This is a genomic window from Robiginitalea insularis, from assembly GCF_052497835.1.
In genome coordinates, this window is sequence record NZ_CP199296.1 from 326957 (window position 1) to 345022 (window position 18066).

The 18066-nt window shown below is 49.0% G+C and carries 7 protein-coding genes; 1 reads left to right on the forward strand and 6 read right to left on the reverse strand.

Annotation, left to right across the window (positions count from 1 at the left end):
- Positions 1-231: 231 nt before the first annotated feature.
- The 5 genes from ACT6NV_RS01455 to ACT6NV_RS01475 all read right to left on the reverse strand — a co-directional run bounded on the left by ACT6NV_RS01455 (position 232) and on the right by ACT6NV_RS01475 (position 14244).
- Positions 232-4626 (reverse strand): Ig-like domain-containing protein, encoded by a 4395-nt coding sequence (locus ACT6NV_RS01455; protein ID WP_445385510.1) that lies wholly within the window; start codon positions 4624-4626, stop codon positions 232-234.
- A 79-nt stretch (positions 4627-4705) separates the two neighbouring features.
- Positions 4706-6487, reverse strand: coding sequence for an Ig-like domain-containing protein (locus ACT6NV_RS01460; RefSeq protein ID WP_445385511.1), 1782 nt, complete (start codon positions 6485-6487; stop codon positions 4706-4708).
- A gap of 259 nt (positions 6488-6746) precedes the next feature.
- Positions 6747-8681: an OmpA family protein gene (locus ACT6NV_RS01465; protein WP_445385512.1), complete on the reverse strand. Its 1935-nt coding sequence runs from the start codon at positions 8679-8681 to the stop codon at positions 6747-6749.
- A 12-nt stretch (positions 8682-8693) separates the two neighbouring features.
- Positions 8694-9644 carry a PorP/SprF family type IX secretion system membrane protein gene (locus ACT6NV_RS01470; protein WP_445385513.1) on the reverse strand — a complete coding sequence of 317 codons (951 nt, stop codon included), beginning with the start codon at positions 9642-9644 and terminating at the stop codon, positions 8694-8696.
- Positions 9645-9657: 13 nt separating this feature from the next.
- Positions 9658-14244: a T9SS type B sorting domain-containing protein gene (locus tag ACT6NV_RS01475; protein ID WP_445385514.1), complete on the reverse strand. Its 4587-nt coding sequence runs from the start codon at positions 14242-14244 to the stop codon at positions 9658-9660.
- Between the two features lie 385 nt (positions 14245-14629).
- On the opposite strand from ACT6NV_RS01475, the gene ACT6NV_RS01480 reads away from it, so the two are divergent.
- Complete coding sequence (locus tag ACT6NV_RS01480; protein ID WP_445385515.1) at positions 14630-16219, forward strand: peptide chain release factor 3; 1590 nt, start codon at positions 14630-14632, stop codon at positions 16217-16219.
- Positions 16220-16316: 97 nt separating this feature from the next.
- Here ACT6NV_RS01480 and ACT6NV_RS01485 read toward each other — a convergent pair whose 3' ends face one another.
- Positions 16317-17813: a M61 family metallopeptidase gene (locus ACT6NV_RS01485; protein ID WP_445385516.1), complete on the reverse strand. Its 1497-nt coding sequence runs from the start codon at positions 17811-17813 to the stop codon at positions 16317-16319.
- Positions 17814-18066: the final 253 nt, after the last annotated feature.

Below are 18066 nucleotides of genomic sequence, written 5' to 3' on the forward strand. Positions count from 1 at the left end.
ACCGAAGGGGTATCTTGTAAGAAAAATCGTAAGAAACAAGTTTAACTGCGGAAGTTGCTAAGGTAAAAATGAATCAAAAGAACGGATGCTTTAAAAAACAATTTGTTAAGTTCAAGAAGTAAATCAGACCTTGATAATTGAATTTAAACAGACCCTATTGAAGGAGGGCAACAAGCCTGACGAACAGCGGACATACTAAAAATAAATTGTAAAATGTATTGGGGGTGACCTTTAATTCTTCTGTACCCTGTAGGTAATCCTCCTGTTGGTGATAACGCCGGTAACTTTCACACTTAATGTGGCTTCTGATGTAGTAACCGATCCGCATATGAAGGCGGAATTCAGACCGTAGAGCCTGTAACGCCTTCCATTATCGGCTGTTGTAACGTTTGTAAGGGACAAGGTTGGGGTATTTGTACCACTATAGATACCCGTATCCGTGAGATCTATCCATGAAACTCCGTCAAAAATCTGCCATTGATAGGTATCTGTATTGGCAAGGGTTGCAGATATTACCCCTGAACATCCTGGACAAAGGGTTAGATCCATGGGCTGTGTGGTAATGGATGGACTCGTGCCTGCCTCCCGGTAATCGGGAATAGAATTTCCATTGAGGTCTGCGGGCGCTGTATATCCCCCTTGTCCGGTAACCACTCCGTTTCCATCTACCGTTACGGGGGAAGAACCCAGGCGTCCGTCATCATCGGGGTCCGTGAACCCAGCTTCCAAAGCATCATTACAGCCATCCCCATCACTATCGGTTTCCAGATAGTCCGGGATAGTGTCCCCATCGGAGTCAGGTAAAGTACAATAAGAAAAATTATATACCTCTATGGTATTGTTTCCATTAGCTCCATCCGCTTTGCCTGAAGTTACACGAATGCGACTCACAGCCGATTCAATCGCAATACTAACTGTTTCATTAACAAAATTGGCTGAGGTATAGGACTGCAAGGGACCTACATAGGTATAATAGTTTCCACTGGCCACTACAGAGCCAGAAGCTGTAAAATTAGCTGAGGTGAGGGTTATCGGATCCCCGTTTTGGTCAAAAGCTTCAAAGATCAGGCGATCATCGTATTCCAAACCGCCAATTGTTATATTTTGAACAGACGCAATTTCCTGAAAAACAAATTCATAAATAGCCGATCCGTTTCCATCAGAAACATTGTTTGGCTGGAGATATAGTGTATTGGCACCTACTTCTCCCCCAATATCTTCCATCTGGATTCCTCCACTCCATCCTGCTGTTCCGGTAAGGGTATAATTCATGTTAATGAAATTGGACCCATTTGCTGCCAGCCCCGTCAGCGTACCAGAATTTCCAGTACTTAAATCTGTTGACAAGGGATAGGATGGACTATTTACTTCAGCATTTGTAATGCATTGATTCTCTGCGGTATCCAGAATCCCGTCATTATCGTCATCCAGGTCTACAACATCCGCATAACCATCTCCATCCGTATCACTCAGTACCAAAACCATAGCTGTTGCCGTATCGCAGTTGGAAGGGTAGGCCTTTTCACAAATCTGATAGGTAATGGAGTAAGCTCCAGCACTGCTTCCGGGAGGAACCAGGATCTCTCCCAGTGAATTAATCGTGACACCCGTCAGGCCTCCGTCGCTCTGAAGGGTGATATTAAAATCGGCATCCGTAATGCTTATCCCATCGCGTGTGTCATTCGAGGTTGCATCTCCGGCCGTACCCCCTGAGGCTTCAAGTAAAGGACTGTCGCTAAAGTCATCTGCAACAGCATTGACTACTGCATAGGGTAAACAGGTTTCCAGCTCAAACGTAATCGATTCCAGCATCAATTTTTTATCCCCAGCGACGCGAACATAACGCAAGCCTGCTTCCGTTACGGTAATGGAGATTATGTCGGTTGCAGGGTCCTGGGTGGAAGTACCTACCGCAACAGGATTGTTAGGGAATCCGGTAGTGCTCGCGGATGCGTCCACTGTACCGTTATAAGGGATTCCATCATCGCTGGCTATACGAAAATCAATGGTTGAGCCAATGAGAGCATTGCCCCCCAGATCCAGGATAATCCAACCGGTAGCATCGTCATCCGAAACGGAAAAATTTGTATCCGGACTTCCCAGGGCCCGGTCTGTGTTTTTCCATTTATTAAAACTAAAAACCGTGGCGGCATAGGAAGTTGTCCCGCTGGCGTATTCCCCCGGGCCACAACCGCTGGCCGCTACATTAATGGAAATCACCGCCGTATCACAGAAGGGGCCGCTCTGCTCTACCGGGGTATCATCACAAATGGAATAACTCAATGTTGCGGTACCCACAAATCCTGAGGTTGGATAAAAGGTAAGCTCCCCATTGCCCTCGTGGACAAAGGTACCCCCGGCAACAGTAAGTGGGGAAGTGGGCGTAAAGGAGGAGGGGTCGATATTGTTGTTGATGTCCGTATCGTTGTCCAGGGGGGTTAGTGCCACAGAATTGGTATTAGAGGTACCATATTGATCATCATTGGCTACCGGGGGGATTGGGGCCGGAAGGCATATAACCCTTTGATATTCCACAGATTCCACTCCGAAATTCTTTACACCTGTTATACGGACATATCGGATACCCGGTTCAACCACTTCATAGGAAATCACCTCCGTGGCAGGATCCTGGGTGGAAGTGCTAACGGCAACCGGGCTATTGGGAAAGCCTGTACCCGTAGTGGCCGCATCAATAGTACCCGAGTACGGGTTCCCATCGTCACTGTACACCCTGAAGTGTATTTCCGATCCCAGCAGGGCCTCATCTCCGAGGTCCAAAACAAGAACCGCACCAATATCATTGTCAGACCTGGAAAAGTTCGTATCCGGCGCGCCAAGAGCCCTCCCGGAATCTTTCCAGTTATTTTCGCTAAAGACAGAAGTGGCGTAATCCGTAACCCCGGAGACAGGTTCATTGGGGCCGCAAGGACTTGGTACAATAGTGACCGTGATCATCGCAGTATCGCAAAGAGGGCCTCCATCCCCGGCAGGAGTATTATCGCATATTTGGTACTGCAGCTGAGCGGTTCCCACAAATCCATCGGCAGGTTCAAAACGGATATTCCCATTTCCCAACAGCACAAAATCCCCTCCCGCCACAGATGTTGGTGTTAATGGGGAAAAGCTGCTTGGATCGATATTGAAGTTGATATCGGTATCGTTTGAAAGGGCATCAAAAGTGATATTGTTTTCCTGGTAGGTGTTTAGCAGGTCATCCTGGGCTTCGGGCGCAGTGGGGGGAGGTATTATAGTAATCCCATAAGCTTTAAAGCTTTGACGGCCGCAAAAATCGGTTACCGTAACGGTAATGATGCAATCTTCGGCGGTTAATACCGGAGTAGTATCGAAAGATATCTGTGTGTTATTCCCGGTATCGACCTGGCTACTAAAAGATCCTCCCGCACAAGTACTACTCCAACTAAAGGTATACGTATTCCCTGCCGTGGAGGAAGCATCCACATCAAATTGGATGGAATCCCCCCCTTCGACGATCGCAGGGATAGTTGTATTATCCGTAAGGATAGGGGCTTTTTTTGCCGGGGCGTCAAAGGAAAAGTTTAAAAAGGCCCTGATGGCTGCTACCCGTTCTGCCTCTGAACCGTTGAGCAGGCTGTGCCCCCCTTCATACATTACTTTACCCCTGTCCGGATCCCCGAAGGCGTGCCCATAAGCGATTTTGGCCGCCCGCCCGGGGGAATCCCCGTTCAGGACATCCGATTGGTTTGGGTCCCATACGGTCACCTGGGTGGAAGCCCGCCAGGAACCAGTTGGGTACGGCAAATAGATTTGTTCGGACCCCCCTTCTGTGGCCCCGTCCAGGCTCCCTATAAACTGCATAAAGGAATCCCCGGGATTGGAATAGGAATAAGGCCCGCCTGAACCATTGTCGTGATCTCCGAAATCAATCAGGGCGTACCCGTCCATTCCGGGATGCAGTGGATCCGGATAAGGAGACGGGTCATTGGCGAGGAAATTCATTCGTTCGGTAGGGTCCATTGGGTTGACCACGGCTTCAAAAACGCTGACCGCATGGCAGCCCGACCACAACCAGCCTTCGCTCCCCCCATCGGCAAAAGATTTATTCCATTCGTACAGGTAGCCATGGTCTTCCCAGGTTGGGTCGGCGTGCGGGAGAATAAAGAGGTCATCACAGGCATCGAGGTCTGAGGGCAGGCCAATGGCATAGGCAGAGGCCGGAATCTCGGCTAAGTCGAGGTAGGCAACAGCAATATTTCCATTGTCCTGATCCAGGACCCATTGTGGCCAGATATTCATTTCCCGGTATACTTCAACACTTACGTCACTCAAAGTAGTATAGGTCACAACCCCTTTGGCCTCCCAGGTGGCAATACTGCTTTGCACGTCCGGGTCTGATAAATACTGTTCCAGGATTATAAAAGGGCCTCCCCTGAAATCCCGGCCATCCACGGTAAAATCGATCCCGTCTTTGGCCTTCGAAGAGTTGATGGCCCAGGTTACCGGGACTTTACGGATATTAATGAGCTCATAGACCAATCCATAGGGCTTTAATCCATTTTCAATGGTCTGGGGGGAAACCCCCATGTCAATGATAAGGGAACCGGACGGGATAGGAGTTGTTTGTGCTGTTATTGAAGAATATGCCAAAAGGACACTTATCAGCCAGAAATACTGTAAAGTTTTTCTAAATCCCTTGTATAAGTTTACTATAAAGTGCACACTCCAATCAATTTCTGTTTACCCTGTAAGTAATTCGTCGGTTAGTGATCACGGAACCCAGTCGAACAGAAATGTTTACCACTGCCGAATCACATAGACCAAAAGAATCACAGACTTCATATGTAAAGGAATCTGTTCCTGTATATCCGGCATTTGGCGTATAGGTAAAACTTCCGTTTGCAGCCAGGCTAAGGACCCCATTCGAGACGTTTACTATGGGGACTGTATTTACCGTAAGCGTATCCCCAGGATCCAAATCGGTATCATTTCCAAGGACACCCGGAATACTGGCATTGAGTGTAATGCCAGGTGGTGTATTGTAAGTATCGGGAACAGCACAGGGGATCGCATTTATGGTAATAATATCCGAAGCTTCTGTTACGGGGGTACAACCCTCAAGGGGTGCAATGCCCAGCTGATAATCCCCGGGAGTGTCTATATCCACATTATCCATCCCCACCCCGGATATTTCGGAAAGACCATTGGCAGGAAAAACAACTCCCGGTGTCAGGGAGTACCAGATGTATTCGGCACTTGCCGATACAAACTCGGCCTGCAGGTTCAAAGTTTGTCCGGAATTGCATGAATCAAAATTTCCGGGATCCGTTATAGTTGTATTTACCTCAGTTCCTGAAGCACTGCCCAAAAAATCATAAGGCCCTGCAAAATCTTTAAGGATTGAAGTAAATGCAGCAGAGGTCCTGGACTTTGTAATCACCGAACTAAAAGGCGAATCACAGGCAGCTCCTGAACCAAATAACGCTCTTGGATCAAAACCCAATTGTGTAAAATTCAAACCAATTTCAGCTAAATAACCTCCATCATAATTGGTATTATAGCCACCGGTATCGGTCGTCCCCCAGGGGGGCGCCGCGGTGGAAAGCGTATTTACGTTACTGAAAAGGCTGCCCGCCGGGACCACAATTTGTGCATACCCGTATGTGCTGCCTCCATCAATACTACTGCCCCACACAAAGGTGGAAGTGCCACCCGGGGAAGAACCCGGGTTAAAGATGGAGCGGTCTATCCATAAACGCACTTCTACTCCGGTTACCCCTCCCCCGCTGTATGAAAAACCAATTACCATATCCCCTATCTGTACCACATTCCCACTGGCGTCGAACTCCCATGCAGTATGACCTTCCTGAGGGCCTGAGTTTGTAAAAGCACCCCCGGATGTAGCCAATTCCGAAACAAAAAGCTCAAAGTCAACAAAATGGTTCCCGGAAGAAGATAGTGTTGAAATCATCATTTGCACCCATAGATCATCCGTTACCTGGTCCCCATCTCTCCGCATATGTACCCCGGAATCTACAATATCTGTCTTCGAGGGTACAGAGGATGACCCATAACCCCAGGAAGTCATTGGGTTATCCCCGTTTTTCCCGGCTGTAAAAATTGTCAGGTCATTCCCGGACAGACTTACGTAATCCCTTCCATAACGGGCACTATACCAGATATATCCATTATTACTACCATAATTTGGAATACTTTGCCTCAGGTCAAAGGCTATATTGTTTCCGGCTGCCAATTGGGCAGCATAGCCCATAGCCGTTGCGGTGGCCTCATCAATGACGCCGGAACCTGAAATACCATTGTAAAACCAGTCATCCGTGGTTAAGCCAGACAAGGCATCTCCCGAATAGGCATCTGCTTCAATCCCAAAGTTGGCCCCAACACCCGTTTGGGCGGTAAGAGAAGAAAAGAAAACTCCTGCAAAAAAGATCAATGCAGAATAGCAGTACTTTTTAGTACCACTTTTATAAAATTTAGCCCCGAGGTTTAACATCAATTATGGTTATCTTCCCTGCCTTTGCCATAAATACTTGGAAATAAGCACAAAAGCAGCTATTCAGATAAACCAAATATATTCAGTGTACCCCCAATGAGGAAGTTTATGTTGTGAAAGGAGGATAATAGGGGGTATAGGTGCCTTAAATTGCTGTCAGGGGTTTTAAAAAACTGTTATTTTGACCTTACCACTCAACGATAAGCACCCGGTAAATCAAGGATTTGACTAGGATAGTCTGTAGGAAAAATCTACTGATTTATTCAAAAATAATAAACTCGGAACGGCGGTTTCGATCGTGCTTTTCGGCAGGGCATCTTACCCCGTCAGAGCATTCATTTATCAGCTGGGATTCCCCAAAGCCCTCACCTACCAATCGTTCGGCTGAAATCCCTTTGGAAATCATGTAGTTAACCGTAGCTTCTGCCCTTTTCTGGGACAGCCAAAGGTTGTAGGCAGCCGGGCCCCGGCTGTCTGTATGCGAATTGGCTTTGATCTTCAGACTGGGGTATTTTTCCATGGCGGCGATAATCTTCTGGATCTCCACCTCCGCATCCGGTCGGATATTGTATTTGTCAAAGTCAAAATAAATAGTGCTCAGTTGCAGGAGTTTGGCAAGGTCGTCCCCAAATCCGGCCACAACTGTCTCTGGTTCCAGGTAAAAATCGATGACCCTGGGTTTGCCGTCAGAGGGCGTCAGATATTCCTCAGCAGGGACATAGCCCTGCCTGGAGGCCCTTACAAAGTTCCCCTGGGTACAATCCAGGGTAATTTCGTAGTTCCCACTGGCATCCGTGATCGCACTTTCCAGTTCGGTATTGGACTCGTCAATTACCTTTACCGTGGCACCGGCAAGAACCTCATTGGTAATCTTGTCCCGAACGGTCCCGGAAATGGGTTGTATACAGTCAAATTGGAGTGGTCTTGTTTCTACAAAGGCATAGATATCATCACCACCTTTCCCTTCTTCCCTGCTGGAAGCAAAATAGCCCTCACGGCTATCTGCATCCATGATAAATGTAAAATCATCCTGGGTCGAGTTCACCGGGGCCCCTACATTCAAAACTTTTCCGGCAAAAGGCAATTGGGCCAGTTTTACTGCAAATATATCCAGGCCTCCCAGCCCCACGTGCCCGTCCGATGCGAAATAAAGGATATTATCTGCACTTACATAGGGGAAGGTTTCCCTGCCGCTCGTATTGATCTTGGATCCGAGATTTTCAGGTTTCCCATAGGTGCCATCACTGCGGATCGGCACCTTAAACAAATCGGATTGGCCCAGGGTACCAGGCATATCCGAGGCAAAGTACAAAGTTTTCCCATCAGGGCTGATGGCCGGATGCGCCACCGAATAGGCATCGCTGTTAAAAGGCAGGGGCTCAACATCGGTCCAGAGCCCATCAACCATTTTTGCTTTGTAAACCTTCAGGCGAACCACCCCCTGTTCGTCCTTCTTCGCTTCCCCTTCTGCATAATTATTGCGGGTAAAATAAAGGGTGCTCCCATCAGGGCTCAGTACAGAGCTTGACTCGTGGTAGCGCGAATTGATATTTTCAAGTTTGCTTACCTTCTCTTCAGAAATGCTGTCTGCATTTACCTTGTAGAGGTCCAGGAAGTCCATCGCATTCCAGCTGTGGCGGTAGCGGGCCAGGTTCCCGGTGTCCCGGTCTGACGAAAAGATCAGTCCCTTTTTGTAAAAAGCCGGGGCAAAATCCGAATACCTGGAATTGTATTTAAAATCTTTCAAATTGAAGCGGCCCGAATTTTCAGTGATTTCCTTCTGGAAATCCCTGTCCATCATGGTCTGTTGCAAATCCCCGCCCTGCTCCCTGGTAAGGGTGAAAAATTGTTGCATCATCTTATCTGCCTCACCATATGCATTTGCAGACCGAAGCGTTTGCGCATAGCGGAAATAATAGACAGGGGCAAAATCATTCGGGTACTCCGCTATCAGCCGCTTGTATATATCTCCAGCTTTTTGATAATCAGCATTGTAGTAATAGGTGTCCCCCAGTTTTTGCAATAAATCCGCTGAAACGTAGCCCCTTTCCAATACCCTGAGGTATATATCCTGTGCCGGTTTAAAGGCGAAAGCTCCGTACTGTTCATCTGCCTGATTCAGTAGCCGTTCCTGTCCAAAACCCAGCAGGGTTCCCAGGAAAATAAAACAAATGATCCGGATCAGGTTTTTCATTGGAGTTACTTTTTAAAAGAATCGCGGTGACACAAAACGCTGGTACGACTTAAAGAGTTCCCAGCGCAGGAACAATTCAAAGGAACCATCATTAAACTGAGTACCCCCCAGTTCAGTGGTTTCCCGGTCATAGGCCAGCCCAACCATGAGTTGTTCATTTAGTTGAAAACCAACCAGACCACTGATGGCCGCATCCCAGCGATAGGCCGCCCCAAAGGAAAATTTCTCGTTATAGAGGAAACTGGCCGAAAGATCCAATTGCAGCGGGGCCCCGCTCACCACTTTGGTAAGTACGGCAGGCTTGAATTTCATGTTCCAGTTCAGGTCAAAGACATAGCCCGCAATCCCGTAAAAATTCACCCGGTCGGTGGAGAGAAACTGCACCTGGTTCGCATCCTGCTGTGAATTGTCAAAATGCTCGGTCTGTAACAGGTTGGGAGCCGAAATACCGGCATAGAACTGCTCTGTATGATAGTATACCCCCAGGCCGAAATTAGGCGAAAACCGGTTCTCGATATTGTCGGCAGCAGTAGGTTCCGCATCAAAGTTTCGCAGCCCATTGAAATCCAGGTTCAGCAGATTCCCTCCTGCTTTCAGTCCGAAGGAAAGTTTGGCATCCCGGGAAACATCAATGGTATAGGAAACAACCGCATCCAGGTAGGTTTCCTGCACTACTCCATCCCCGATATTATCATGGACCACAGATACCCCATAACCAACTCGGCTGTCCCGGATGGGAGAATGTAAGTTAAGGGTAAAGGTCTCCGGAGCACCTTCCAGGCCAATCCACTGGGAACGGTAAAGGGCTGCAATACTCAGTTGCCCTCTGGATCCGGCATAGGCCGGGTTCACACTCATGGTGTTATACATATACTGGGTATACTGGGCATCCTGCTGCGCGAAGATACCTGTAGCCCATAATCCTAACCCCACAGTAATGAATAAACGAATGGTTTTGTGCATCTCAATTCAATAATTAATTACTGATATACAGATAGCCGCTATCTGTTATCCTTTCCTGCTCCAGGACATACTCAAAGATATAGAAATATATTCCCGCCGGCAGGTAGTCCTCCCCACTTATCGTTGACCTTCCTTTGGATCGGCCGTCGAACACATTGTTCTGATTGTTGTAGTTGGCCGCCTCAAACACCGCAACACCCCAGCGATTAAAAATCTTGATGGTATTGTCCGGCACCTTATCTACGTTCCGGATAAAAAGGAAGTCGTTTCGTCCGTCGTTGTTTGGAGTCACCAACTGGTTTACCTCTACCTTGAATTCTGTCGCAATTTCCACAACAAGAACCGTAACTGTTGCGGTATCACAATTATCCGGGTTGGCCACTTCACATATAGTGTAATCGATAGTGTACAGGCCGGGCTGCGTACCAGGAGCAACACTTACCGTACCATCTGTATTTACCGTCAGGGGACCCGTTGGGGTTGAACTGATGGTAACATCCTCAGGGTTCACAGGCAGGCCATCCAGGGTGTCATTGTCCAGAACGTTACTGTCGGGTACAGTACCTCCCGTTGCCCCATCTATAGCTATCCCGGTATAATCATCATCTACCGCATCAATTACAGGCATCCCCTCCATAACTTCCACGGTAACAGTTGCGGTATCGCAATTTTCAGGATTTGCCACCTCACAAATCGTGTAATCGATGGTATATGTACCCGGGGCTGTTCCCGGATCCACACTAACCGTACCGTCCTCATTAACTGTTAGCGGTCCTGTGGGGGTAGAAGTAATGACTACATCCGCAGGATCTACGGGCTGCCCGTTCAGTGTATCGTTATCCAGCACATTGCTGTCCGGAACTACACCTCCCGTATCTCCGGGAACCGGAGTGGAGGTGAAATCATCATCCACCGCATCTATTACGGGCATCCCCTCCATAACTTCCACGGTAACGGTAGCGGTATCGCAATTATCAGGGTTCGCCACCTCACAAATCGTGTAATCGATGGTATATGTACCCGGGGCTGTTCCCGGATCCACACTAACCGTACCGTCCTCATTAACCGTTAGCGGTCCTGTGGGGGTAGAAGTAATGACTACATCCGCAGGATCTACGGGCTGCCCGTTCAGTGTATCGTTATCCAGCACATTGCTGTCCGGAACTACACCTCCCGTATCTCCGGGAACCGGAGTGGAGGTGAAATCATCATCTACTGCATCAATACCAGGAACACCGGGGAGGGACGTCACTGTTGGGTCATCCGGATTGCCGTCACCGTCGCTGTCCACATCGGCCGGGTTATCCGGATCATCCGAAAGGCTGCTAACCGGGTCATCGCCTGGAACCAACCCACTAATGGTTGCGGTATTCTGGAAGCTTCCTGCAGCAATATCTTCTTCCGTAAGGGTGTAAACAGCCGTAAAAGTTTCCGAATCTGTGCTACCGGGTTCCAGGGTGGCTATGGGTCCTCCGCTTACCGTTACAAACGGATCGGTAAGGGTAATATTCACAAGGCGGACCTGCCCGTTGTTTATTACGGTAAAGCTGTAGCTGATTGTTTCCCCCGCCTGGGCAAAACCATCGCCGTTCTCATCATTAAAGGTATCTACTTTCAGGACAACCAGATTGGCCGTACCGGGTTCTGGATCTCCATCCGGATCCAGGTAATCGGGCGTGCCGTCATCATCGGTGTCGTCGTCGGTAGGGTCCTCATTGTTGTTAGGGTCCTCCTCCTCGGTGGGGATGCCGTCTCCGTCATCATCCACATCGCGGTAGTTCACATCTTCGGTCCCGTCCGTATCCGGAAGGTCGTTGGCCGGGTCGTTTATTTCGTCATTGACATCAAAGCCGTCGTTTACATCCGAGCCCTCATAGCCATCATCCAGTCCGTCCCCGTCACTGTCTGTGTTGGTAAAGGTCTGGTCGGGCTGCCCGTCAAAGTTAAAGTCGTTGCCTTCGTTGTTGTCCGGTACCAGATCGTTGTCTGAGTCATCGTCCAGGTAATCCGGGGCGTCGGTGCCATCGGTATTGACAGGGGTAATGCCCTCATCTCCGCTGCCTTCATAGGCGTCGTCCAAACCATCATTGTCCGAGTCATTGCCGCTGGGCGGGATATAACCGGCTGTGGTCTGCCCTTCTACATTATCCGGGATGCCGTCATTGTCTGAGTCGATATCCAGGTGGTCCGGATAGCCGTCCCCGTCGCTGTCCTGTGGGTTGGTCAGTGGGTCATTATCCCCGTCCGTATTCGGGTCTTCGGTAGTATCCAGTATCCCGTCATTGTCATCATCAATGTCGATCGGATCCGGTACCCCGTCTCCATCGGTATCCGGGCCCTGGTCATTATCAGGATCCAGGTAATCGGGCGTGCCGTCATCATCGGTGTCGTCGTCGGTAGGGTCCTCATTGTTGTTAGGGTCCTCCTCCTCGGTGGGGATGCCGTCTCCGTCATCATCCACATCGCGGTAGTTCACATCTTCGGTCCCGTCCGTATCCGGAAGGTCGTTGGCCGGGTCGTTTATTTCGTCATTGACGTCAAAGCCGTCATTTACATCCGAGCCCTCATAGCCATCATCCAGTCCGTCCCCGTCACTGTCTGTGTTGGTAAAGGTCTGGTCGGGCTGCCCGTCAAAGTTAAAGTCGTTGCCTTCGTTGTTGTCCGGTACCAGATCGTTGTCTGAGTCATCGTCCAGGTAATCCGGGGCGTCCGTGCCATCAGTATTGACAGGGGTAATGCCCTGGTCTCCGCTGCCTTCATAGGCATCGTCCAAACCATCATTGTCCGAGTCATTGCCGCTGGGCGGGATATAACCGGCTGTGGTCTGCCCTTCTACATTATCCGGGATGCCGTCATTGTCTGAGTCGATATCCAGGTGGTCCGGATAGCCGTCCCCGTCGCTGTCCTGTGGGTTGGTCAGTGGGTCATTATCCCCGTCCGTATTCGGGTCTTCGGTAGTATCCAGTATCCCGTCATTGTCATCATCAATGTCGATCGGATCCGGTACCCCGTCTCCATCGGTATCCGGGCCCTGGTCATTATCAGGATCCAGGTAATCGGGCGTGCCGTCATCATCGGTATCGTCGTCGGTAGGGTCCTCATTGTTGTTAGGGTCCTCCTCATCAGTGGGGATGCCGTCTCCGTCATCATCCACATCGCGGTAGTTCACATCTTCGGTCCCGTCCGTATCCGGAAGGTCGTTGGCCGGGTCGTTTATTTCGTCATTGACATCAAAGCCGTCGTTTACATCCGAGCCCTCATAGCCATCATCCAGTCCGTCCCCGTCACTGTCTGTGTTGGTAAAGGTCTGATCGGGCTGCCCGTCAAAGTTAAAGTCGTTGCCTTCGTTGTTGTCCGGTACCAGATCGTTGTCTGAGTCATCGTCCAGGTAATCCGGGGCGTCCGTGCCATCAGTATTAACAGGGGTGATTCCCTGGTCTCCGCTGCCTTCATAGGCGTCGTCCAAACCATCATTGTCCGAGTCATTGCCGCTGGGCGGGATATAACCGGCTGTGGTCTGGCCTTCTACATTATCCGGGATGCCGTCATTGTCTGAGTCGATGTCTCGGAAATCGGGAGCCGGGTCCGAATCAGAATTAACAGGGTCCAGGCCTTCACCGCTTCCTGGGGTGTCTTCGTAATGGTCGTCCAGGCCATTTTTGTCCTGGTCTTTTCCACAGGGTTCCTGATAGGAACCCGTGGGTTGAGCCTCCACATTGTCCAGGATCCCATCATTGTCAGAGTCGATATCCCGGTAATCTTTATTTCCGTCTCCGTCTGTGTCCACAGGATCCAGGCCATTTCGGATGCCGCATTTTTGGTCACAGGCCCCCAGGGTATCTCCATGGTTCAGGTGCGCCTGTACTGCGGCCGGTGCCACACTAATAGTGTGATAACCATTTTTAGGGCTGTTACCGGATTTTTCCTCCTTATGGCAAAGTAAAACTTTGTCTGCGCCTTTGTATTTGGTTTCCGGGCTGTTGAAATTACAAACGCCGTCTCCGGTTCTTTCATAAGCATCATCCAGGCCGTTATTATTGGAATCCTGACCTGAAGCAGCAATAAACCCAGGGGTGGACTGCGCTTCCACATTATCGAGGATACCATCGTTATCCGAGTCGATATCCAAATAATCTTTTACCTTGTCCTTATCCGTATCTACCGGGATTAACCCACCGCAGCTACCGGGGGTTTCCTCATAGGCATCGTCCAGGCCATTACCGTCCGCATCTATCCCTGACGGACAGATATAGCCGGATGTTGTCTGGGCTTCCACATTGTCCAGAATGCCGTCATTGTCCGAGTCGATATCCAGGTAATCAGGGATTCCATCCCCATCGGTATCCGTCGGATTTGTATGTGGTTTATTGTCTTTGTCTTTATTGGCATCTTCAAGGGAATCGATAATTCCGTCATTGTCATCGTCTATATCTGAAGTATCCGGAACACCATCCCCATCCGTATCCGTATAGGGTGAAAGCATGATACCTGTATCAGTGGTTGCCGCACTGATTTCAGGCACACCTAAAAGGGAAAGGGACAGGAGTAAAATTCCTGCTCTTAACACTTTGAATATATAGGAAAAGTAGCTGTGTTCCATAAGCGATCGTTTTGGTGTAAACGGGTCACCATGGCATCTACGGTTAGGTTAAGGCGCAATTTGGGGCTGCGTCTATAACAGTGCAAGATATGTTTAAAAATAATAGCCGCAAATTGTAGCAAGGCCTAAAATTGTTATAATTCCTTCAATTACGGGGATTATCGATAAAGCGCTTAAAGGGCCCATAATCCGGGCCCGGGCAAAAGCTCTTTTCAGGGGTTGAAAAAATTTAAGTAAAACATAAATCGGGATTATTTGCGGTTTATCGATAGGTTAATCCCTCCTTAAATTACCAATATCAAAAAGAAGGATTTGGAGGAAATAGTTTTCCCGCTGCGGAAGGCCAGCCCGATCCTTTTTGGTATTTTTGCGCAAAATTTCTACTGTGAATTTTAAGAAGGAAATCGCCAGACGCAGGACATTTGGGATCATATCACATCCGGATGCAGGGAAGACCACCCTAACTGAAAAGTTATTGCTTTTTGGGGGAGCCATACAGGAGGCCGGGGCAGTGAAAAACAATAAAATCAAAAAGGCGGCTACCAGCGATTTCATGGAAATTGAACGCCAGCGTGGAATATCGGTTGCCACTTCTGTACTGGCTTTTTTATATAAAGACAAGAAGATAAACATCCTGGATACCCCGGGACACAAGGATTTTGCAGAAGATACCTTCAGAACCCTTACAGCCGTAGATTCAGTGATTGTGGTGATCGATGTGGCAAAGGGGGTTGAGGAACAGACGGAAAAATTGGTGAAGGTTTGCCTGATGCGCAATATCCCCATGATCGTTTTTATCAACAAGCTGGACCGGGAAGGAAAGGATGCCTTTGATCTGCTGGACGAGGTGGAACAAAAGCTCGGCCTGCAGGTTACTCCCCTGAGTTTTCCTATCGGGATGGGATATGACTTTAAAGGGATCTATAATATCTACGAACGCAATATCAACCTCTTTAGCGGGGACAGCAAAAAGAATATTGAAGAGACCATCGCCTTTGACAACCTTGAAAACCCTGAACTGGAAAGGCTTATAGGTGAAAAGGCTGCCGCGCAGCTCCGGGAGAACCTGGAACTTGTGGAGGGGGTTTATCCTCCCTTTGACCGCGAAAGCTACCTGAAAGGACAGCAACAGCCTGTCTTTTTCGGTTCTGCCCTTAATAATTTCGGAGTGCGGGAATTGCTGGATTGCTTTGTGGAAATCGCCCCGGCGCCACGTGCCAAAAAGGCTGAAGAACGGCTTGTGGAAGCGTCAGAGCCAAAAATGACCGGCTTTGTTTTTAAGATTCACGCCAACATGGACCCGAAGCACAGGGATCGCCTGGCCTTTGTAAAGGTGGTCTCCGGAACCTTCGAACGGAACAAGCCCTATTTGCATGTCCGCCTTGGGAAGTCTCTTAAATTTTCCAGCCCGAACGCCTTCTTTGCTGAAAAGAAAGAAATAGTGGACGAATCCTTCCCGGGTGACATTGTGGGCCTTCATGATACCGGAAACTTTAAAATTGGGGATACCCTTACAGAGGGGGAAGAGTTACATTACAAAGGTATCCCCTCCTTTTCCCCTGAACATTTCCGCTATATCAATAATGCCGACCCTATGAAATCCAAGCAATTGGCCAAGGGGATAGACCAGCTGATGGACGAAGGGGTGGCCCAGCTCTTTACCCTGGAACTAAACGGCAGGAAAGTGATCGGGACAGTGGGAGCGTTACAATACGAAGTCATACAATACCGACTGGAGCACGAATACGGTGCCAAATGCACCTATGAACCCTTTCCGGTCCACAAGGCCTGCTGGATTGACCCGGAAGACCCTGAAGGGGAAGAATACAAGGAATTTATCCGGGTAAAGCAAAAATACCTGGCTACGGACAAAAGAGGTCAATTGGTATTTCTGGCAGATTCCGCTTTCTCCCTGCAGATGGCCCAGCAAAAATATCCCAGTGTACGCCTGCACTTTACTTCAGAATTCGAATAACCCTGCAATCTTGGTTTTGGTTTGCTTTGTCAATACTGATCGGGATTTGTGTCGCAGCCAGGATGTTAATCTCCCTTTGCAGACAAATTCTTTCAAATCAATTGGCCTTCCCCAGAAATCCTTCCCAAAGGGCCGCCTGCATTGGGGTTTTCTCTGGCATATGGGTTAGGGTCAATTGTTTATCGGATGTATTTACCTCAACTCCGGCATACTTCAGATAAGGCTGCAGGTCGATGGGCTGTACCCCTTCAATATGTGCCTGTATAAATGCACTGAAATCTGTTCTGCCCCAGGCATTTGCGGCCGAAACGATCGCAGTGCGGTCAATAGTTCTGGATTTTCCGGCATAATCATTGTAGAATTGTCGCATTAAATCGTCCAGGCTGCTGGAATTCTCAGTATTATGGCGTATTTCCATATCCATGGCTATTGCTGCAAACAAACCACCTCCGTAGATCAGTCCCCAGTGATTGTCTTTGCTGAAGCCCGATGCGGCCTGTGAAGGAGGCAGGCTTCCGTATCCGGGGTCCTGAATATAGCGTTGATAAAAGAGATGGTTGAGCATTCCCAATATGGCCTCTTCGCTGACAAAACCGATACTGTGCAGTGCCTTTATAGTGTAGTAATTACTGAACCCCTCCTTAAACCATTCTGTACTGCTGTCTGAAAAACGCAGCGTCTTCCCGTTCCAGAGGTGGAAGAATTCATGGGTAAACATAAACCAGCCCATTAAGCGGCTCATGGTGTCGCCCTGTGGGTTCATAAACATGCTGATATGGTTTCCTATCACCTCTCCATCCATATTTTCGGAGGCGCCGATAATCACCATACTTTGACGCATGCTTCTGCCCGGTCCGGGTTTGGGGATCCCCCCCATCAAGCCGATATAATAATCCATCACTTCGGTGGCGACCCTAGTAAACTGTTGTTCCTGTGCCACTACCGCATCCCCACCCAGGACAAATTTAAGCGTAAACCCATCCCGGGTTATTAGGGTTTCCTTATGTGTGCCCGCGAACAGGAAACTTTCCTGAAGGTCGACCAAATCTCTCGCTATATAGGTCTCTTCCCCAGTGCCAGCAGCCTCCCAGGGAAGGGAGACCAGCCACTTCTCAGGTCTTGAAATGCGGACTTCTATAGCTTTTTTATCCTTTCCATTCATCAGGAACAGGGATCGACCCGATGCCATTATCCCCCAATCCCTTTTATAGGCAACCCCGTCTATGCCCCCGGGCCACGAAATTTCCTCGTGCTCCAGGACCATTTCATAGGTCAGATGTACTTGCTGACCAGCAACCGTTTCCTTCAAAATCCAGCCACTTCCGCTTTGGAAAAAAGGCAATGGCATGCCTTCTGTATTGGTCACCGTCAGGTTTCGGACATAATCGGGCCATCTTTCCGGCATGGGACCGTAAGGACTCATGTAAAGCAGGGAATCCTGGAGTTGCAGGCTTGCCTTAACCAGTATTTGGTCTGGATGCCCGGAATCAAAAATAAGTTGGTAGTGGTCAGCCCGTAGCGAATCCTTGGAATGGCAGTAGGCCTGGTTTGAAATAAAGAAAAGAAATGAAAAGTATAAAAGGGTTCGTTTCATGGATGTTGATATTACTATCCAAATGACGACCCTCAGCAGAGATTGTTACGGTAAACACATAAAATGAAGGATGATAGGAGGAAATGACAAAACCTATGCGGATGGTTGGGCATTCCGGCCATTATTTGAATCGGTTCAGTCCTGATTGTAACTTGCAGCCTGGGAGCTTAACTTTAATTGGGGCGGGGACGGGAGTCCCCCGGGCCACTATACTAGGCCGCCATGGCCGGAAACCCCTCGTGAATTCGAACTG